General features: G+C 70.0%; 19 protein-coding genes. 12 read left to right on the plus strand and 7 right to left on the minus strand.

Annotated features, from left to right (window positions below; all coding sequences use genetic code 11):
• The 3 genes from ASF06_RS06170 (at position 1) to ASF06_RS06180 (ending at position 2,315) form a co-directional block, all read left to right on the plus strand.
• A complete protein-coding gene (locus tag ASF06_RS06170) occupies positions 1 to 1,173 on the plus strand; it encodes a PQQ-dependent sugar dehydrogenase (RefSeq protein WP_055944718.1) in 1,173 nt (390 codons plus the stop codon).
• A 76-nt stretch (positions 1,174 to 1,249) separates the two neighbouring features.
• Complete coding sequence (locus ASF06_RS06175; RefSeq protein ID WP_235497163.1) at positions 1,250 to 1,765, plus strand: hypothetical protein; 516 nt, start codon at positions 1,250 to 1,252, stop codon at positions 1,763 to 1,765.
• Between the two features lie 58 nt (positions 1,766 to 1,823).
• Positions 1,824 to 2,315 carry a SprT-like domain-containing protein gene (locus ASF06_RS06180; RefSeq protein ID WP_055944721.1) on the plus strand — a complete coding sequence of 164 codons (492 nt, stop codon included), beginning with the start codon at positions 1,824 to 1,826 and terminating at the stop codon, positions 2,313 to 2,315.
• A gap of 16 nt (positions 2,316 to 2,331) precedes the next feature.
• On the opposite strand, the gene ASF06_RS06185 is transcribed toward ASF06_RS06180, so the two are convergent.
• The 5 genes from ASF06_RS06185 to ASF06_RS06205 form a co-directional block, all read right to left on the minus strand.
• Entirely contained in the window at positions 2,332 to 2,922 is a 591-nt protein-coding gene (locus ASF06_RS06185) for a DJ-1/PfpI family protein (protein WP_055944724.1), read from the minus strand.
• An 85-nt stretch (positions 2,923 to 3,007) separates the two neighbouring features.
• Positions 3,008 to 3,619, minus strand: a complete 612-nt coding sequence (locus ASF06_RS06190; protein WP_055944727.1) for an HD domain-containing protein — start codon at positions 3,617 to 3,619, stop codon at positions 3,008 to 3,010.
• A 137-nt stretch (positions 3,620 to 3,756) separates the two neighbouring features.
• Complete coding sequence (locus ASF06_RS06195) at positions 3,757 to 4,059, minus strand: DUF427 domain-containing protein (protein WP_055944728.1); 303 nt, start codon at positions 4,057 to 4,059, stop codon at positions 3,757 to 3,759.
• 36 nt (positions 4,060 to 4,095) lie between these two features.
• Positions 4,096 to 5,259, minus strand: a complete 1,164-nt coding sequence (locus tag ASF06_RS06200) for an AI-2E family transporter (protein WP_055944729.1) — start codon at positions 5,257 to 5,259, stop codon at positions 4,096 to 4,098.
• Positions 5,260 to 5,296: 37 nt separating this feature from the next.
• On the minus strand, positions 5,297 to 6,301 hold the full coding sequence (locus ASF06_RS06205; RefSeq protein WP_055944732.1) for an isopenicillin N synthase family dioxygenase: 1,005 nt from the start codon (positions 6,299 to 6,301) through the stop codon (positions 5,297 to 5,299).
• A gap of 129 nt (positions 6,302 to 6,430) precedes the next feature.
• Here ASF06_RS06205 and ASF06_RS06210 point away from each other — a divergent pair, with 129 nt between their 5' ends.
• The 3 genes from ASF06_RS06210 (at position 6,431) to ASF06_RS06220 (ending at position 9,427) form a co-directional block, all read left to right on the plus strand.
• Complete coding sequence (locus ASF06_RS06210) at positions 6,431 to 7,000, plus strand: hypothetical protein (RefSeq protein WP_055944735.1); 570 nt, start codon at positions 6,431 to 6,433, stop codon at positions 6,998 to 7,000.
• A 9-nt stretch (positions 7,001 to 7,009) separates the two neighbouring features.
• A complete protein-coding gene (locus ASF06_RS06215; protein WP_055944737.1) occupies positions 7,010 to 7,639 on the plus strand; it encodes a DUF1684 domain-containing protein in 630 nt (209 codons plus the stop codon).
• 243 nt (positions 7,640 to 7,882) lie between these two features.
• On the plus strand, positions 7,883 to 9,427 hold the full coding sequence (locus ASF06_RS06220; protein WP_082500746.1) for a DEAD/DEAH box helicase: 1,545 nt from the start codon (positions 7,883 to 7,885) through the stop codon (positions 9,425 to 9,427).
• Between the two features lie 160 nt (positions 9,428 to 9,587).
• Here the strand turns inward: ASF06_RS06220 and ASF06_RS06225 are convergent, their stop codons facing one another.
• Positions 9,588 to 10,184, minus strand: coding sequence for an NUDIX hydrolase family protein (locus tag ASF06_RS06225; protein WP_055927001.1), 597 nt, complete (start codon positions 10,182 to 10,184; stop codon positions 9,588 to 9,590).
• 76 nt (positions 10,185 to 10,260) lie between these two features.
• Between ASF06_RS06225 and ASF06_RS06230 the strand changes: the two genes are divergently transcribed.
• The 6 genes from ASF06_RS06230 (at position 10,261) to ybaK (ending at position 18,202) form a co-directional block, all read left to right on the plus strand.
• On the plus strand, positions 10,261 to 15,048 hold the full coding sequence (locus ASF06_RS06230; RefSeq protein WP_055944740.1) for an Lhr family ATP-dependent helicase: 4,788 nt from the start codon (positions 10,261 to 10,263) through the stop codon (positions 15,046 to 15,048).
• 9 nt (positions 15,049 to 15,057) lie between these two features.
• Positions 15,058 to 15,846, plus strand: a complete 789-nt coding sequence (locus ASF06_RS06235; RefSeq protein ID WP_055944742.1) for a DNA-formamidopyrimidine glycosylase family protein — start codon at positions 15,058 to 15,060, stop codon at positions 15,844 to 15,846.
• A 70-nt stretch (positions 15,847 to 15,916) separates the two neighbouring features.
• Positions 15,917 to 16,195 (plus strand): metal-sensitive transcriptional regulator, encoded by a 279-nt coding sequence (locus ASF06_RS06240; protein ID WP_055944745.1) that lies wholly within the window; start codon positions 15,917 to 15,919, stop codon positions 16,193 to 16,195.
• Between the two features lie 76 nt (positions 16,196 to 16,271).
• On the plus strand, positions 16,272 to 16,934 hold the full coding sequence (locus ASF06_RS19675) for a hypothetical protein (RefSeq protein ID WP_055944748.1): 663 nt from the start codon (positions 16,272 to 16,274) through the stop codon (positions 16,932 to 16,934).
• Between the two features lie 44 nt (positions 16,935 to 16,978).
• Positions 16,979 to 17,698: an alpha/beta hydrolase gene (locus ASF06_RS06250; protein WP_162237683.1), complete on the plus strand. Its 720-nt coding sequence runs from the start codon at positions 16,979 to 16,981 to the stop codon at positions 17,696 to 17,698.
• A 9-nt stretch (positions 17,699 to 17,707) separates the two neighbouring features.
• Positions 17,708 to 18,202, plus strand: a complete 495-nt coding sequence (ybaK, locus tag ASF06_RS06255; protein WP_055944751.1) for a Cys-tRNA(Pro) deacylase — start codon at positions 17,708 to 17,710, stop codon at positions 18,200 to 18,202.
• Between the two features lie 68 nt (positions 18,203 to 18,270).
• Here the strand turns inward: ybaK and ASF06_RS06260 are convergent, their stop codons facing one another.
• Positions 18,271 to 19,170 (minus strand): hypothetical protein, encoded by a 900-nt coding sequence (locus ASF06_RS06260; protein ID WP_055944753.1) that lies wholly within the window; start codon positions 19,168 to 19,170, stop codon positions 18,271 to 18,273.
• Positions 19,171 to 19,186: the final 16 nt, after the last annotated feature.

Raw genomic sequence — 19,186 nt, forward strand, 5'->3', positions numbered from 1 at the left:
ATGAGCATCCGACGAACCACCTCGGCCCTCGCCGCGAGCGCCGTCGCCCTGCTCGTGCTGGCCGGATGCGAGGCGCCGCGCCCCGAGCGCACGGTCGCGACGGCGACACCGTCGGCCACCGCATCGGCCACCCCGACCCCGACGGCCAGCACCACCCCGACCGCTCCCCCGCTCACGGGCGCGTACACGAGCACCGGCGAGCTGATCCCGCTGGCGAACGACCTGGCGGCACCCTGGTCGATCGCGGCCGTCGGCACAGACGGCATCCTGATCTCTGAACGAGACTCCGCGCAGATCGTGCTCGTCGACCCGACCGGCCAGAAGCGGGCGATCGGCGGCGTGGGCGGCGTCGCCGCGTCGGGCGAGGGCGGCCTGCTCGGCATCGCGGTGCACGGCGACGGCGCCGAGCGACGCCTCTTCGCGTACTTCACGACCGACGGAGACAACCGGGTCGTGTCGTTCCCGCTCACCGGGGCGGCAGCATCCCTCGCACTCGGGCCGGCCACCGAGGTCATCACCGGCCTGCCCAAGGCGTCGAACCACAACGGCGGCCGCATCGCGTTCGGCCCCGACGACAAGCTCTACATCACCACCGGCGACGCGAACCAGCGCGAGGGCGCCCAAGATCCGGGCTACCTGGGCGGCAAGATCCTGCGACTGGATGCCTCGGGCTCGGTCCCCGCGGACAACCCGATCGCGGGCTCGCCGGTCTACAGCCTCGGCCACCGCAACCCGCAGGGAATCGCGTGGGGCCCGGACGGCACGATGTACGCCGCGGAGTTCGGCCAGGACACGTGGGACGAGCTGAACATCATCGTTCCCGGCGCGAACTACGGCTGGCCGACAGTCGAGGGCATCGATTCGTCGGACACCCGGTTCGTTGCGCCCATCGCGCAGTGGAGCACCGACGACGCCAGCCCGAGCGGCATCGCGGTGGTCGGCGACACCGTGTTCATGGCCGGGCTCGGCGGCGAGAGGCTGTGGACGATCGACGCGACCGGGGGCGTTCAGACCCGGGAGTTCTTCACGGGCCAGCTCGGGCGCGTCCGCGACGTGCATGCGACGGGCGACGGCGGCCTGCTGCTCATCACGAACAACACCGACGGCCGAGGCGAGCCCCGATCGGGGGACGACACGCTGTATCGAGTCACTCTCGCGGCGACCTCCGGATAGGGTTGTTCGCAGCCCGCCGACCGACCCGTTCGGCCGCGGGAGCACCACGCGCCGAGCAACGGAGTACCTGACACACGTGAGCATCATCACCGGCTACGACCCCCGCAACCTGAGGGAGAAGATCGACGTCGCGGCGGCATCCGCGCGACTCGGCGAGCTGGGCCAACTGCGCAGCCTCTCGGCCCTCAACGAGAAGGTCGGGCTGTACCGGCTGCTCGGGCGCCTCGACGAGGCATGGACCGTGGCGAACGAGGCCGTGCGCCACACCCGCTTCTCGGGCGACCGCGAGCAGCTGCTCGGCGCCCGTATCCGCCGCGCTCAGGTGCAGCAGTACCAGGGCAAGCTGCAGGCGGCCCTGTCCGAACTGTCGCTGTGCGTCGACGAGGCGCGGGTGCACGAGTGGGGTCCGCTCGAGGCAGCGTCGCAGCTCACCCGCGGCAAGGTGCTGTTCGACCTGGGCGACTACGAGGCCGCCCTGGTCGACTTCAAGGCCACCGTCTTCCTCTACGAGAAGATGGGCGCCTCGCTCGACCAGCTCGAGAGCTCGCTCGTGGCCGTCGCCGTGACCGAGTCGTTCCTCTCCGAGTCCTGACCCGTGTCTCGGCGGCCGCTCGCGGGCCGATGTCGCACGCTCGAGTTAAGGTTTCCCCGTGGCTGATCTTGCGAAAGTACGCGTCTGGGCAGACGCCCTCATAGCCCTCCACCTCGATCCGCGGGTGTGGTCGTTCGGGTTCGATAACGCCAAGACGCGCGCGGGGCTCTGCAGCTTCACGACCAAGCGCATCACGGTCTCGCGCTACCTGGCCGCCACCTTCGACGACGACGAGATCCACCAGGTGCTGCTGCACGAGGTCGCGCACGCGATGGCCGGCCACCGGGCGGGACACGGTCCGTCGTGGAGGCGCATCGCGGCATCCATCGGATACGTGGGGTCGCGCACGCACACCGGCTCGGTCGCCGACGAACTGGCGCCGTGGGCGGGCACCTGCCCCGCGGGCCACGAGCATTTCCGCTATCGCAAGCCGGCGCGCACGCTCGCCTGCGGCATGTGCTCCAAGCGGTTCGACCCGGCCAACGTCATCACCTGGCAGCGCCGCGAGATCGACCCGGCGCGCAGGCGCCAAGCGGCCTCCCGACTGTAGCGCGCTTGCCTGGGGCTCAGACGGGCGGCTGCGGGTCGTACTGGATGCCGCGGCGCACCTCGCGGGCGCGTTCGACTCCCGCGAGACGGGCGACGAGATGCAGAGCCATGTCTATGCCCGCCGAGACACCCGCGGACGTGATCACGTCGCCGTCGTCGACGAAGCGATCGTCGGGGCGCACCTCGATGCTCGGGTCGAGTTCGCCGAGCCGGTCGAGCGAACCCCAGTGCGTCGTCGCCGGCCGGTTGCCGAGGATGCCGGCCGCCGCATAGACGAGCGAGCCGGTGCAGACACTGGTCATCAGGGGAACGGCGGCTCGCTGCGCGCGCACCCACTCGATCCGCGCCTCGTCGACGAGGTGCCTGCGAGTGCCGCGTCCGCCCGGATAGATGAGCACCTCGAGGGGCGGTGCGGCATCCACCCGCACATCGGGCAGAATGCGCATGCCCTTGGCGCAGGTGACGGGGTCGAGCGAGTCGGCCATCATCAGCACGTCGTACCCGTCCTCGGGATTCGCGCGCGTCCACCACGAGAGCACCTCCCACGGACCGACGGCATCGAGTTCCTCCACGTCGTCGAACAACAGAATGCCGATATGCCTGGTCATGGTGCCACCCTATCCGCGCCTCCTCGGCGCATCCGCACCCTGTCGTCGGGCAGCGGATGCACCTGCCGGGCGCCGGTGCGCAGACTCAGAACGCTTCGCTGACTCCCGTGTTGTGCGGGTCGTCGTGGTGCGCGCGCACGAGGCTCGCCGGCCACGAGTTGCGCGGGGCCTTCTCCGGCCTGCGCAGGGCCTGCTCGAGCACCGCGTCGCCGAGGTGCTTCTCGACGTCGAGGCGAGGGTAGGCCTCCTCGATCGCACTCCGCTCTGCCGCCGCGACCGTGTCGAGGCCGAAGTCGCCGCGCACGCCGAGGCGGGTCAACCGCGTGATCGGTCCTCGGCGCTCCGCGATCTGGGGCGAGGTGTGCAGGGCGATGGCCTCCCAGACCAGGTCGGTCTCGGCGGCGGACATCCCCTCGGCGGCCAGGAAGCGTGCGGCCGCGTCGGCGCCGTCGACCTCGAACCGCAGCTCGCCGTCGGCCTCGTCCGTCGTTCCGATGTCGTGCAGCACGCAGGCGAGGAACAGCAGATCGGTGTCGAAGTCCTGGCCGGCAGCGAGGCCATCGGATGCCGCCACCACGCGGGCGTGCAGGAAGGTGCGAACGCTGTGGTTGGCGATGGAGCGCTCCTCGGTGCGCTGCACCCAGTCGAGCGCGCGACGCGCGGTGTCACCGGTGGGCAGGTGAAGGAGTTCCGTCATGCCCTCGACGCTAGCCCGAGGCCCCTGAGCCCGATGCTCGGCAACCGGCCAATGTGGCACGAGATTCCGCCGAGTTGCACGAAAACGCCGCCTCACCCGATGGGGAGGCGGCGTTTTCAGGCAACTCGACGAGACGACTACTCGACGACCTGGACTTCCTTCCAGAACGCGACGTAGTTGCTGAAGTCCTTGCCCACGCGGTCGAACGAAGCGGGGTAGGGCTTCGGGTAGCTCCAGGCGCGGTCCTTGAGGCTCGCGCCGCTGTCGCTCACGCTGAAGTACTGGCACTCGCCCTTCCACGGACAGGTGTACGGGGTGTCGCTGGGGGTGAGCAGGTCGAAGTTCACGCTCGACGGGGGAAAGTACCAGTTCCCTTCGATGGCGATCAGATCTTCCTTGGGTGCCTCGGCGATGACGGTGCCGTTGACGACTGCTTTCATGATGAAACCTCCTGCCGCAACGCTACGCCCTCAGCGTCAGCGCGCGTCCTGAATCGGACGGATCACACGCTGGAAGATCAGGATTCCCGCAGCGACCACCGGCACGGCGACCAGCGCGCCCAGGATTCCTCCGAGGGCCGCGCCGCCGATGGCCGCCACGATCACGAGCACGCCGGGCACGGCGACCGCCTTGGCCATCACCCGCGGGGTGAGGATGTAGGCCTCGACCTGCAGGTAGACGAGCATGATGATCGCGAAGATGAGGGCGCCGAGCGGGTTGATGGTGAGGATCGATACGGCTCCAATCGTCGTACCGAGAATGGGACCGACCACGGGGATGAGAGCGCAGACGAAGGCGACAAGGGCCAGCAGCAGGGGCGCCGGTCCGCCCACGATGAGAACAAGGATCAGGGTGATGGTGGCGTTCGCGAGAGCCAGCACGAACTGGCCGGCCACGTACTTGCCGACCGACTCCAGGATCTCCTCCGTGATCTCCCTGAATCCCGCACGACGCGACTGGGGCACCGCCTGGTAGACGGTCGCCATCACGCCGCGGAGCGTCAGCGTGAGGTAGATGGTGAGCACGGTCACCACGATCACGGCGGTGATTCCCTCGAAGACGCCCGACCCGACAGAGAGCAGGCCGCCGCCGATCGAGAGGAGCTTGTCGGGATCGGAGAGGAACGAGGTGATGTCCTTGATGATCGAGTCGAGGTCGAGCGAGGTGCCCAGCTGATCGCTGATCCAGATGACCCAGGGCTGCGACAGCAGCCTGTCGGTCAGCTCACTCGCGTGGGAGATCAGGTAGTTCACCTGACGAACGAGGTTGGGCACGATGGCCAAGGCGACGCCGCCGATCACCGCGAGCGCGATCACGGCGACCCCGAGCGACGCGGCCCAGCGAGGGATGTTGTGCCGCTCGGCGAGCTTCATCAGCGGCTCGAGGGCCAGCGCGATGAAGAAGGCGATGCCGATGTACACGAACACCGTCGACAGCGAGCCGAGGGCACCCCACACCCCGAGCCCGACGCAGGCGCCGAGCGCTCCCAGCAGACCGATGAGAAGGGGGTTGAACCGGATGCGCCGCTGCGGCACGCGAGCCTCTTCGGCTCGGCGGGTGGGCACCCTGCCGAGCGTCGAGCGGACTCTCGGCGAGGTGTTCGGTCGACGGCGGGGCGAATGCGAGTCGGCTCGTGTCATTGCTCGAGGCTAGTGGACACGGGCTCCTCGGCTCACGTCAGAGCAGGTCTGCGTGGTGGATCGCCGCGACGTCCGGGTGAGCGCGCAGGCGGTAGCGCAGCACGTTCTCGCCGTAGACCTGCAGGATCGGGCTGTCGTCGGGATCGGGCGTCACGCCCGTGGCCTCCGACTGCAGGGCCGCAGGCAGCGGGATCACCGGGATCGACGCATCCAACGCGGGGTTGAAGAAGAACGGGATGGAGATGCGGTCGCTGCCGATCGACGGCGAGATCACGCGGTGCACCGTGGCCTTGAGGTAGCCGTTCGTGGCGTACTCGAGCAGCTCGCCGATGTTCACGACGAAGGCGCCGGGCACCGGCGGGGCGTCGATCCACTCGTCGCCGTGCGCGACCTGGAGGCCGCCCTTGCCGGGCTCGACGAGGAGAAGGGTGAGCGCGCCGCCGTCGCGGTGGGCACCGACGCCCTGCTTCGGGGTCGGGTCGCTCTTGCCGGGGTAGCGAACGATCTTGATCAGGGTCGACGGACGCTCGGCGAACGCCGCGTCGAAGACGTGCGGGTCGGCACCGAGCGACTGCGCCCAAGCCTGCAGAAGCCGGATGCTGATGGCCGACAGCTCGTCGTGCCACCGAGTGACGACATCCTGCAGTTCGGGCAGGGCGTCGGGCCACAGGTTCGGGCCCTCGAGCCGCCAGTAGTCGGGAACGCCCTCGCCGCGCTCGACCGTCTCGCGCTCGCTGCCGATGTCGATCTGCTCGCGCCAGTCGACCTTGCCCTGCGTCAGCTCGCCGCCGACGCGGGTGTAGCCGCGGAACTGCGGGCTGAGCACGTTCTCGATCGACAGCTTGTCTGCCTCGGGAAGGTCGAAGAACCGCCGCGACGTCTCGAGCACGCGGCTCACGAGCGACTCGGGAACGCCGTGACCCGTGAGATAGAAGAATCCGTAGTCGTGGGTGGCACGGCGCAGGTCGTTGCGGAAAGCCTCCGCCTCGTCGGGCGAGGCATCGAGGCGGGAGAAATCGAGAACGGGCAGGCTCTGGGTCATGGATTCAGGCTGGCACCTCGATCGGCCAACACCAAATTGCATTACGACGTATTGAGCGGGCGTGCAATGGCAGGCGTCCGACTTGTCGCAGACGGGCCTGCCACGCAGACTGGGCGGTGGAGGCCACCCATGAGAGTTCTGCTGAAATTCGTGCTCGACACAGATCCGGATGCCGCGTGGCGGGCCATCCGGAGCCCCGCCGTCTTTCGCGAGGTGTCGAGTCCGTTCCTGAAGATCCGGTCGCTCAGCGCCGACGGCTTTCCGACCATCTGGCGGCCGGGACAGCATCCCGTCGAGATCGAGGGCGGCGGCCTGATACCGCTGGGCAAGCAGATCATCCGGCTCTCCTTCCTGGAGCGGCCCGACGGGGTGCGCATCGTGCGCGATTCGGGCCGCGGCGTCTCGGGTGCTGTCGCCATCCCCACCACCTGGGATCACCAGATGGCCATCTCGCCCGACCCGGCCGGAACGGGCAAGACTCTCTACCGAGACCGGCTGATCATCGGAGCGGGCGTGCTGACGCCGGCCGCCTGGTACGGCATGTGGGCGTTCTGGCAGTGGCGCGGGGCGCGGCTCCGGCAGCTCGCGCCGACGTGGGCGTTCGATCCGCCGCTCCCGTCGTCCCCTGAGCCTGTCGACGACCCTTCGACAAGCTCAGGGAACGGGGCTGTCGGGGCCGATCCCGACATCTCGGCGTAGCCTGATCCGATGACCTCCGCTGTTTCCGCCATCCAGGTCGCCGACTGGCGCCAACGCGTCTTCGCTCTCTATGCCGAGGTGCGCCTGCTCGCGCTGGTGAACGCCGAGGCCGCCCATACCGTGTGGCGCGACGGGCGCGACGAACTGTTCCGCACGCATCCGCAGACCCCCCTGCTGCCCGACGACCGACCCGGCTTCACCGGGCTGCCCGTGGCGCCCTACGACCCGGCCTGGCGATTCGAGGTCGAGATCACGGGCCCGGATGCGCCGGGCGGCTTCGATTTCGAGACCGGCACCGACGGGGTCGTGCCGTTCGAACTCGTCGGGCACGCGAGCATCCCCGAGGTGGGCAGGCTCGACGTCTGGCGCCTGCGCTCCTACGGAGGCGGCCTGTTCATTCCCGTTCGCGACGGGCTCGCGGGCACACCCGACGGAACCTACGGCGGCGGGCGCTACCTCATCGATTCGATCAAGGGCGCCCATCTGGGCGAGGGCGACACACCCGGGTCGCTGGTGCTCGACTTCAACTTCGCGTACAACCCCTCGTGCGCCTACGACCCAGCCTGGGCCTGCCCGCTCGCGCCTCTCGGAAACCGCGTCTCCGCCGGGATTCCGGTGGGCGAGCTGTATGTGCGCTAGGCTGTAATCACTTGCGAGCGCGATCGTGCGCTCCCTGCGTCGTAGAACGCACCTTGCGGTTCGGGCCTCGTGCCTGAAATCCGCGAAAACTTTCTCACGGCGAACGGAAGTGCCTACTGGCACCTTCGCCATCATTTCCGCACAGTCGCGGCATGGCCGAGAGAGTCTGTGCGAAACAGCATCTCTGTGCGATGCCGTCGTGTCACGCTGCGGATCCGATGCCTGAAAGGCACCGAAACAGCTATGTCAACACCCACCTTCTCCTCGCTCGGCGTTCCTGCGCCCGTCGTGGCCGCGCTCACCAGCGCCGGCATCACCGAGCCCTTCCCCATCCAGCTCGACACCCTTCCCGACACCCTCGCCGGACGCGACGTGCTCGGCCGCGGAAAGACGGGCTCGGGCAAGACGCTCGCGTTCTCCATTCCGATGGTCGCCCGCCTCGGCGGCGCGCTCTCCGGCGGCCAGCGCCGCTCGGGTCGCCCGCTCGGCCTGGTGCTCGCGCCGACCCGTGAGCTCGCCACCCAGATCTCTGCAGTGCTCCAGCCGCTCGCCGACGCGTACGGCCTGAAGTCGACCACCATCTTCGGTGGCGTGTCGCAGCAGCGCCAGGTCGCCGCCCTCAAGGCCGGCGTCGACATCATCGTCGCCTGCCCGGGCCGCCTCGAAGACCTCATGAAGCAGGGCTTCGTGTCGCTCGACGCCATCGAGATCACCGTGCTCGACGAGGCCGACCACATGGCCGACCTGGGCTTCCTGCCCGTCGTCACGCGCATCCTCGACAAGACCCCGCGCGGCGGACAGCGCCTGCTGTTCTCCGCCACGCTCGACAACGGCGTAGACAAGCTCGTGCGCAAGTTCCTGCAGAACGAGGTTCTGCATTCGGTCGACGAGGCCACCAGCCACGTCGAGCTCATGACCCACCACGTGTTCGAGGTCGACGGCGCCACCGCCAAGACCGAGCTCGTTCAGAAGCTCGCCTCGGGCACCGGCCGCCGCATCCTGTTCATGCGCACCAAGCACCACGCCAAGAAGCTGGCCCGCCAGCTGATCGACGCCGGCATCCCCGCCGTCGACCTGCACGGCAACCTCTCGCAGGTCGCCCGCGACCGCAACCTCGCAGCTTTCAGCGCCGGTGACGTGAAGGTCCTCGTCGCCACCGACGTCGCCGCCCGCGGCGTGCACGTCGACGACATCGAGCTCGTCATCCACGTCGACCCGCCGGCAGAGCACAAGGCGTACCTGCACCGCTCGGGCCGCACCGCCCGCGCGGGAAGCGCCGGAGACGTCGTCACTGTGATGCTGCCGACGCAGAAGAAGGACACGGCCGATCTGCTCCGCAAGGCGGCCATCCAGGTCACCCCGCAGCGCGTCACGGCGAACTCCCCCGCAGTCACCGAGCTCGTCGGCGAGCTGGCCGAGTGGGTCAAGCCCGCTCCCCGCGCCGCCGTTCAGGTTCAGGGCACCCCGCGCCGCCAGGGCGGATCGCAGGGAGCCAACGCCCAGCGCAAGCGCGCCCAGCGCGACGGTTCGCCGTCCGCCGGCGGCGGCGAGGGTCGTCCCCGTCGCGACCGTTCGGGCCGTCCCGCGACCGCAGGCGCCCCGGCTTCGGCCGGTGGAGCCCGCCGCGGCGGCAACGGCGGAGGCCGCGCAGCGGCCCCGGCCGGTGGCTCGTCGCGCACCTACTCCACGTCGACCGGCGGCCAGGGCGGCTACGCGGCCGGCGCATCGGCATCCGGCAATGGCGGCGCCAGCGGCGCTCGTCGCCAGGGACGCCGCGCCCAGGGCTAGCAGCCCGCGCTTCGCCTGAACGGGCGGATATCAGTGCATCCGACGCGAATACCGCGTCGGGTCCTCTGTTCTCCGCCCGTTCGTGCGTTCCGTTCCCTGAGCCTGTCGTTCCCTGAGCCCGTCGAAGGGCTGCCCTTCGACAAGCTCAGGGAACGCCTGTCTAGATCAGGCGTCCTACCGAGGCCAGTGCCGCCCGCAGCAGCGAGCCGCGGCCGCCCTCGAACTCGGCAGACAGCTCGTCGGATGCCGCCTCCTGGGGAGTCATCCAGGTCACCTCGAGCGCGTCCTGGCGTGGCTCGCAGGTGCCCGTGACGGGCACCACGTAGGCGAGCGAGACGGCGTGCTGACGCTCATCGTAGAACTGGGTGACGCCGGGAAGCGGGAAGTACTCCGCCACCGAGAACGGGATCGGGCTCGCGGGCAGCTGCGGGAACGCCATGGGCCCGAGGTCTTTCTCGAGGTGGCGGAAGAGGGCATCCCTCAGCGTCTCGCCGTACATGACCCGGCCGGAGACGAGCGTGCGCGTGATCGAGCCTGTGGGAGTGGCCCGCAGAAGCATACCCACCTCGGTGACCTGGCCCAGGCCGTCGACCCTCACGGGAACGGCCTCCACGTAGAGCAGCGGCAGGCGCCGACGGATCTCGGCGAGCTCGATGTCGCTGAGCCAGCCCGGGTTGGTGTTCTGCGACGGTGTGGGCGGGATGTTGCTGCCCTCGGGGGTCCACTCGGGATCGGGGTCTGGAGTTCTCACGCTCATAGTCCATTCTTACCCACGAGACCAGCCGTCGGCGCCGCAGGACACACTGTCGGCGGCATGCGTGAGGATGGAGCATATGGGCGACGTGCTCGACAGGTTCTCCCCCGCGACCCGACAGTGGTTCCGCGGGGCGTTCAGCGCGCCCACGCCCGCGCAGCTCGGAGCGTGGCAGGCGGTGTCCTCCGGGGCGAACGCGCTCGTCGTTGCCCCCACCGGATCGGGCAAGACGCTGTCGGCCTTCCTGTGGTCGATCGACAGGCTCACGTCGCAGCCCCCGCCCGCGAAGGCCGGCGTGCGGGTCCTCTACATCTCGCCGCTCAAGGCTCTCGCCGTCGACGTCGAGCGCAACCTGCGCTCCCCGCTCGTGGGCATCACGCAGACGGCGAGGCTCCTCGGCACCGAGCCCCCGAACATCCAGGTGGGCGTGCGCAGCGGCGACACGACGCAGGCCGACCGCCGCACCCAGTCCAAGAACCCGCCCGACATCCTCATCACCACGCCCGAGTCGCTGTTCCTGATGCTCACCTCGGCAGCGCGCGAGTCGCTCTCGACCGTCGAGACGGTCATCATCGACGAGGTGCACGCGGTCGCGGCCACCAAGCGCGGCGCGCACCTCGCCGTCTCGCTCGAACGCCTCGACCTGCTCCTCGACAAGCCGGCCCAGCGCATCGGGCTGTCGGCCACGGTGCGTCCGCGCGAAGAGGTGGCTCGCTTCCTGGCCGGCGGCCGTCCGGTCACCATCGTGGCTCCGACGTCGACCAAGAAGTTCGACCTGCGAGTCGTCGTGCCGGTCGACGACATGACCGCCCTCCCGTCGGCGGGCGAGCGAGAGGGCTCTGCGGCGGGGGCCTTGCGGGAGGACGACGGGTCGGGAGGAGGCCAGGGTTCGATCTGGCCGCACGTCGAAGAGAGCATCGTCGACCGCATCCTTGCCCACCGCTCGTCGATCGTGTTCGCGAACTCCCGTCGGCTGGCCGAGCGGCTCACGGCCCGGCTGAACGAGATCTACCTCGAGCGGCGCGAGGAGTCTCTTGCCGACTCGCTCCACGAGCTTGTCGAAGGGCACGAGCTTGTCGAAGGGCACGATTCCCTTCGACAGGCTCAGGGAACGGGAACACAGGCTCAGGGAACGCAGGCTCAGCGAGCGAAGCAGCCGCCCGCCCAGGTCATGGGCCAGGCCGGGCAGACCAAGGGCCTCCCGGCCAGCGTCAGCGCGCGGGCCGGCGACGGCGCCGACGAGCCGATCCTCGCGCGCGCCCACCACGGCTCCGTCTCGAAAGAGCAGCGGGCGGTCATCGAAGACGACCTCAAGACGGGGCGGCTGCGCTGCGTCGTCGCCACCTCGAGCCTCGAACTCGGCATCGACATGGGCGCCGTCGACCTCGTCGTGCAGGTGGAGTCGCCGCCGAGCGTCGCCAGCGGCCTGCAGCGCGTCGGCCGCGCCGGTCACCAGGTGGGAGAAGTGTCCCGCGGCATCCTGTACCCCAAGCACCGCGCCGATCTGCTGCACTCCGCCGTCGCCTCGCTGCGCATGACAGAGGGCCTCATCGAGTCGCTGTCGGTGCCCACGAATCCGCTCGATATCCTCGCCCAGCAGACCGTCGCCGCCTGCGCTCTCGAGCCGATCGACGTCGAGGAGTGGTTCGACACGGTGCGACGCAGCGCCCCCTTCGCGGGCCTCCCGCGCTCGGCCTACGAGGCCACGCTCGACCTGCTCGCGGGCCGCTATCCGTCCGACGAGTTCGCCGAGCTCCGACCCCGCCTGGTGTGGGATCGCGACGCCGGAACGCTCACGGGCCGCCCCGGCGCGCAGCGGCTCGCGGTCACGAGCGGCGGAACCATCCCCGACCGCGGCCTCTTCGGCGTCTTCATGGTCGGGGGCGCCGCATCCGAGCAGGCGACGGGCACCGCATCCACGGCCAAAGGCGGCAACCGGGTGGGCGAGCTCGACGAGGAGATGGTCTACGAGTCGCGCGTCGGCGACGTCTTCGCGCTCGGTGCCACGAGCTGGCGAATCCAGGAGATCACGCACGACAGGGTTCTGGTCACGCCCGCTTTCGGCGAGCCCGGCCGTCTCCCGTTCTGGCGCGGAGACGGCCAGGGTCGCCCGGCAGAACTCGGTCGAGCGATCGGCGAGTTCACCCGCCAGCTGGCGGGGGCGGATGCCGAGGGGCGCGCCCGCATGACCGCGAGCGCGGGGCTCGACGAGCGCGCGGCGAACAACCTCGTCACCTTCGTGGTCGAACAGCGCGAGGCCACTGGCCACGTGCCCAGCGACAAGACCCTCGTCATCGAGCGCTTCCGCGACGAGCTCGGCGACTGGCGCGTCATCCTGCACTCCCCCTTCGGCATGCAGGTGCACTCGCCGTGGTCGCTGGCCATCGGCGCGCGCCTGCGCGAGCGCTTCGGCATCGACGGCGCATCCGTCGCCAACGACGACGGCATCATCCTGCGCCTGCCCGACACCGAGAGCGAGCCGCCCGGCGCCGAGCTGTTCCTGTTCGAGGCCGACGAGCTCGAGCAGATCGTCACTCAAGAGGTAGGTGGCTCGGCCCTGTTCGCCTCGCGCTTCAGAGAGAACGCCGCCCGCGCCCTGCTCCTGCCCCGGCAGAACCCCGGCAAGCGCTCGCCGCTCTGGCAGCAGCGCCAGCGCAGCGCCCAGCTGCTCGATGTGGCCCGCAAGTTCCCGAGCTTCCCCATCATCCTCGAGACCATCCGAGAGTGCCTGCAAGACGTCTACGACCTGCCCGCCCTCATCGGCCTCACCCGCGACCTCGAGGCACGGCGCATCCGGGTGGTCGAGGCCGAGACCCAGGAGCCGTCGCCCTTCGCCAAGTCGTTGCTCTTCGGCTACGTCGCCTCGTTCGTCTACGAGGGCGACAGCCCCCTCGCCGAGCGCCGCGCCGCCGCGCTGTCGCTCGACCCCACGCTGCTGTCCGAGCTGTTGGGCCGCGCCGAGCTGCGTGAACTCCTCGACCCCGGGGTCATCGCCCAGACCGAGCTCGAGCTGCAGCGACTCGCGCCCGACCGCAAGGCTCGAGACGCCGAGGGAGTGGCCGACCTCATCCGCGTGCTCGGTCCGCTGTCGCTGGCCGAGGTCACGGCCAGGCTCGTCGACGAGGCCGCACCCCGGGCATCCGAGATTCTGGCCCAGCTCGTCGACGCCCGCCGCGCGCTCGTCGTGACCATCGCGTCAGACCAGCGCTGGGCCGCCATCGAAGACGCCGGCCGCCTGCGCGACGCGCTCGGAGTGCCCGTTCCCTACGGCGTTCCCGACGCGTTCATCGAGCCCGTGCCCGACCCCGTCGCAGACCTCGTGGCCCGCTACGCCCGCACCCACGCGCCGTTCACGGTGGGCGAGGCGGCGAGCCGCTACGGCCTCGGCTCCGCCGTGGTTCTGGATGCGCTGCGCCGGCTCGAGAGCGCCCGGCGCGTGATCGAGGGCGAGTTCAGGCCCCTGGGCGCCGACACCCCGAACGCGGCGCGAACCGAGTGGAGCGACGTCGAGGTGCTCCGTCGGCTGCGACGCCGCTCGCTCGCGGCCCTGCGGCACGAGGTCGAGCCGGTCGACACGGCGACCCTCGCCCGCTTCCTGCCCTCGTGGCAGCACGTCGGCGGCACCCTGCGCGGAGTCGACGGGGTCGCGACCGTCATCGACCAGCTGGCCGGAGTGCCGATTCCCGCTTCGGCCTGGGAGACCCTGATTCTGCCGAGCCGCGTGCGCGAGTACAGCCCCGCCATGCTCGACGAGCTCACCGCCACGGGCGAGGTCGTCTGGTCGGGCGCCGGCTCCCTGCCGGGCAACGACGGCTGGGTCTCCCTGCACCTCGCCGAGACCGCGCCGCTCACGATTCCGCTCGCCGAACCTCTCGAGGCCACGACGCTGCAGCACGCCGTTCTCGGGGCGCTGCAGGGCGGGGGCGCATACTTCTTCCGGGCCCTGTCAGACACGGTGGGCACCGCTCTGGGCGGGGCCGTCGACGACGCCGAACTCGTGACCGCGCTGTGGGATCTGGTGTGGGCCGGCCGGGTCACGAACGACACCCTCGCGCCCCTGCGCTCGCTCACGGGTGGCGGCAAGTCGGCGCACAGCACGAAGCGCGCCGCTCCCCGTTCCAAGCTCTATCGCGGGCGCTCCTATGCGCGCCCCACGATGGTCACCCGCATCGGCCCACCGACGGCGGGCGGGCGCTGGTCTCTGCTTCCCGAGCCCGAGACCGATGCCACCGTGCGCGGCCACGCGCTCGGTGACATGCTGCTCGAACGCTACGGCGTCGTCACCAAGGGCGCGGTGGTCGCCGAGCGCATCGTGGGCGGCTTCGCGCTCGCCTACCGCCTGCTCTCCGGCTTCGAGGAGACGGGCCGCGCCAGGCGCGGCTATTTCGTCGAGACCCTCGGCGCATCCCAGTTCGCCACCGGCGGCACGATCGACCGGCTGCGCTCGTTCACAGCCGACGCCCTCGCCGAGCGCGGTCCGGGTAAGAACGACACAGCGGCCACAGACAGTGCTGTGACGCTGGCGGCCACAGATCCGGCGAACCCCTACGGCGCGGCCCTCCCTTGGCCTGGCGGCACGGGTCATCGACCTGGCCGCAAGGCGGGTGCCCTCGTCGTTCTGGTCGAGGGTCGCCTCGTTCTCTATGTCGAGCGCGGCGGCAAGACCCTGCTCTCGTTCGCGGCGAACGACGACGAGCTGGCCACCGCCGCCGCCTCACTGGCCGCCACCGTCGTCTCCGGTCGCGTCGCCAAGCTCACCGTCGAGAAGGTCAACGGCGAGTACGCCCTGGGCACAGACATCGGTCGTGCCCTCGAGACCGCCGGATTCGGCGCGACCCCGCAGGGCTTCCGCCTGCGCGCCTCCTAGGAGTTCCGGATGCCCGAAGGCGACACCGTCTACCGAACCGCGCGACACCTCGACCAGGCCCTCGCCGGAGCCACACTGATCCGCAGCGACTTCCGCGTTCCGCAGTTCGCCGAGCTCGACCTCGCGGGCGACGTCGTCGAGGGCGTGGCAAGCGTCGGCAAGCACCTGCTCACCCGCGTCGGCGACGTCAGCATCCACACCCACCTCAAGATGGAGGGGTCGTGGCATCTGTACCGGCCGACGTCGGCGTGGAAGAGACCGGCCTACGCCGCGAGGATCGTTCTGGCCACGGCCGACTGGGTCGCGGTGGGCTTCGACCTCGGCACGGTCGAGGTCGTCGCCCGCACCGACGAGGAGTCGGTCGTCGGCTACCTGGGACCCGACGTGCTCGACCCCGACTGGAACGACTTCCTGGCATCCGAGGCGGTGCTGTGCCTCTCCGCGCAGCCCGAACGCGAGACCCACGTCGCCCTGCTCGACCAGCGCAACCTCGCGGGCCTCGGCAACGTCTACGCCAACGAGCTCTGCTTCCTGCGCGGCGTCCTGCCGACGCGTCCGATCGGCGAGGTCGCAGATCTGCCTGCTCTCGTGGCCCTCGGGCACCGCGTGATCCTGGCGAATCGCGATCGCACCGAGCGCTCCACCACCGGCGACCTGCGGCCGGGAAGGCAGAGCTGGGTCTATCGCCGCGAGGGCCAGCCGTGCCGCCGGTGCGGCACGCGCATCCGGGCTGGCAAGCTGGGGGCCGACCCGTTATCGCTGCGCGACGTGTACTGGTGCCCCCGTTGCCAGAGCTGACACGCGCCTCGCCGTGGGCATCCGGCATACCCCGGGGAGGTACGGCCGCGCGAGGCAGTATTCTGGCCTCGTGATCGACGACATCAAGAAGCGCGCCCTGCACCGCACCCGCATCCTCGAGGGGCAGCTGCGTGGCCTCGAGAAGATGATCGAGAACGAGGAGTACTGCCTCGACATCATCACGCAGTCCCTCGCCATTCAGAAGTCTCTCGGCTCGCTCAACAAGCTCATGGTCGAGAACCACCTGAAGACCCACGTCACCGAGATGTTCGAGGCGGGCGGCGACACGCGCGACGGGGCCATCGACGAGCTCGTCAAGATCTACGAGCTCAGCCGCAACCGGTCGTGACCTCGCCGACTTGAATCCGTCGGCTGTGCACCCATAATCTCGAGGTCGGACGAGACCGCGGGAGAAGGGGGATGCAGTGGCACTGAAGACGGGTCGACGTGCGGGGATCGTGGTGGCGATGGCTGTGGCCGCCGGCATTCTGAGCGGATGCAGCGGGGCCGGCTCGGGCGACGACGCGGGGGGATCGTCGCTCGGCGAACCGCAGGCGACTGCTCCCGCAGCCGGGGTCGGCACGACGCCGAGCACAGGGGCGCCGACGACCAACGCAGGATATCCCACCTGCGACGAGGCGAAGGCGGCGCTGGGTCCTGAGGTGAGCGGTCTCATCGAGCTCGAGGGCAGCGACAATGGGGTCACGACGGGCGTCGACGGGCCCGAGCTCATCTGCAGCTGGCACACCCCCGAGACCGACGGCTCGAGTATCGACGTCGAGGAGTACGGCGGCATCTCGATCGGAATTTCGCGCGACCCCGAGTACACCGAGGAGAGTATGGAGCCGGTCGGATGGACCGTCGACATTCCGGCGGTGTCTGCGGCCGGGGCATGGGCACTGAAGGTCGGTGGAGGCTACGACCCGGCCGAGCAGCTCGACATCACCGGCGTCCAGGTGATCCGCGATGGCGTCGTCGTGGTCCTGACCTCCGGCGGCGTGGCCCTTCAAGACGTTCCTCAGCTTGCCTCCCTGACGAACGAGTGGGCCATGAACGGTGGCGTGGCCCTGCTCGATCTCATGCGCTGAGCGGTTCTGCCCGAGAGTCTCGGCGCTCGGGTATCGTCGTGATGGTGACCGACTTCTCCCCGACCCAGCCCATCATCGACGATCGGGCGGTGGTGTGGTCGATCCCCCGCGATGAGCTCGCGGCTCGCATCCCGGGCTCTCGACTGCTCGTGATCATGCACGGTTACGGTTCGCACGAGGCCGACCTCATCTCGCTCGCCCCGCACCTGCCGGGCGACATCGTGTGCGCCTCGCTGCGCGCGCCGCTCATCGCTCCGGCCCCGATCCAGAACGGCTTCGCCTGGTTCCAGATCGGCGCGCCGGGCAATCCCGAACCGAGCGGGGTGGATGCCGCAGCACGCGGAGTGCTCGCCTGGCTCGACGGCCTCACGTCGGCCTACGGCTCGCCGGCCGCCGTGTCGACGCTCGGCTTCTCGCAGGGCGGCGCGATGGCCCTGCAGCTGCTGCGCCACGACCCGCACCGCTTCACCTCGACGGTGAACCTGTCGGGCTTCTCCATCTCGGGCGAGGCCCCGGCCGACGATGAGCTCGAGACCCTGCGACCCCGCGTCTTCTGGGGACGCGACGAGCGAGATCCCATCATCCCGCCGTCCGCGGTCGCCCGCACGGCCACGTGGCTCGAGACGCACGCGACCGCGGATGCACGCCTCTACCCCGGGGCCGGTCACGGCATCACGGGCGACGAGGTGTCCGACGTGCGGGAGTTCCTCGAACAGACGCTGCTGGCCGCCTCGCCTGCAGCGAGCGCTCCGGCAGCCGGCTGATCACGCGACATGGCGAAGAAGAACGCCGCCGGGCCGACCACCGCGGCCACGACCGCGCTCAGCCGCGCGGGCATCCCTTTCGTTCCCCACGCGTACGCCCATGACCCCGCGGTCACCGACTTCGGCTCCGAGGCCGCCGAGGTGCTGGGTATCGACCCTGCCCGCGTGTTCAAAACGCTCATGGTCGACTCCGACGCGGGTCTCGGCATCGGCATCGTGCCGGTGAGCGGCATGCTCGATCTCAAGGCGCTCGCCTTCTCGCTCGGCGGCAAGCGGGCGGCGATGGCCGACATCGCCGTGGCCGAGCGCAAGAGCGGCTATGTGGTCGGCGGCATCAGCCCGTTCGGCCAGAGGTCTCCCCTGCCGACGGTGCTCGACGACTCCGCGCTCGAGTTCGACACGATCCTCGTCTCGGGCGGTCGACGCGGTTTCGACATCGAGCTGGCGCCCGCCGCGGTGCTGGAGGCGACCGGCGGAACGGCCGCGCGCATCCGGCGCCTCTGACTTGTGCACCAACAGCCTGACCTCGTCGTATAGCGACGAGGTCGGCCCCCAGCTGAACGAAATGCGGGTCAGCCGAGCCGGTCGTCGGTGAGTTCGGCGTCGTCGAGCATGGCCAGCCAGCGGGTGAGGAACAGCGCCCCGGCCTCGTCGTGGATCAGGTCGCCTGCCGTCAAGACCGGGTACGCGGTGTCGGGGATGCCGTCGGCCGGCCGCACGTCGACGTGCGCCACCGTCTCGCCTCGCTCGTGCAGCCACGTGGCCATGGCGTAGTCGCCCCGGGAGTCGCCCATCGTGCGCCACTCGAGCGGCATCTCGCCCGTTCCTTCGAGCAGAGCGAACGCGCGCTCGGCGCCGAAGTCTTTGCCGACCCGCAGCGACTCGAAGTCGGTGGAGATGATCGACGGGTCGGCGCGGTACTGAACGGCACCGGATGCGTCGGGGTAGTCGACATCGCCGCGTCGCGCCCCGAAGCCCCGTGCGTTGAGCAGGGCGATGGCCGCCTCGTCGATCTCGAGCTGGCGCGCGAGGAAGGACTTCGTCGACACGTCGATGCGCTGCTCGAACGTGACCGTGGCTCGCTTGGTCTCGTCGTAGAAGACGAGGTCGGCGTAGTTCTCGGCGACGAGCGCGCGCACGTCGTCGTCGAAGCCGGCCGGCGGGGTGAGCGAGGAGTCGATCGAGACCTCGCCCGCTCCCTGCGGCGTGATCTCGAACCAGGTCGCCCCCTTCTCGCAGATGGCGTAGACGCGGGCGTGCGGCTGCAGGCCGGCGGCGAGGAGCGGCTCGACGACCTCCCCCGCGATGAACACGTCGGAGCGCCCGGTGTTGAAGATCACCGGAACGCCCGCGTTCGCGAGCGCAGCCAGGTCACGGCTGATCGACGGAATGACGATCGAGCGGGTCACCGGGCTGGCGATGGGCCCGTCGACGTCGAGGAGGAGTCCGAAGCGGGGAGCAGAAGAGGTCACCGCCCCATTGTTCCGT

The sequence above is a fragment of the Agreia sp. Leaf244 genome (genome assembly GCF_001422695.1).
Classification (GTDB): domain Bacteria; phylum Actinomycetota; class Actinomycetes; order Actinomycetales; family Microbacteriaceae; genus Agreia.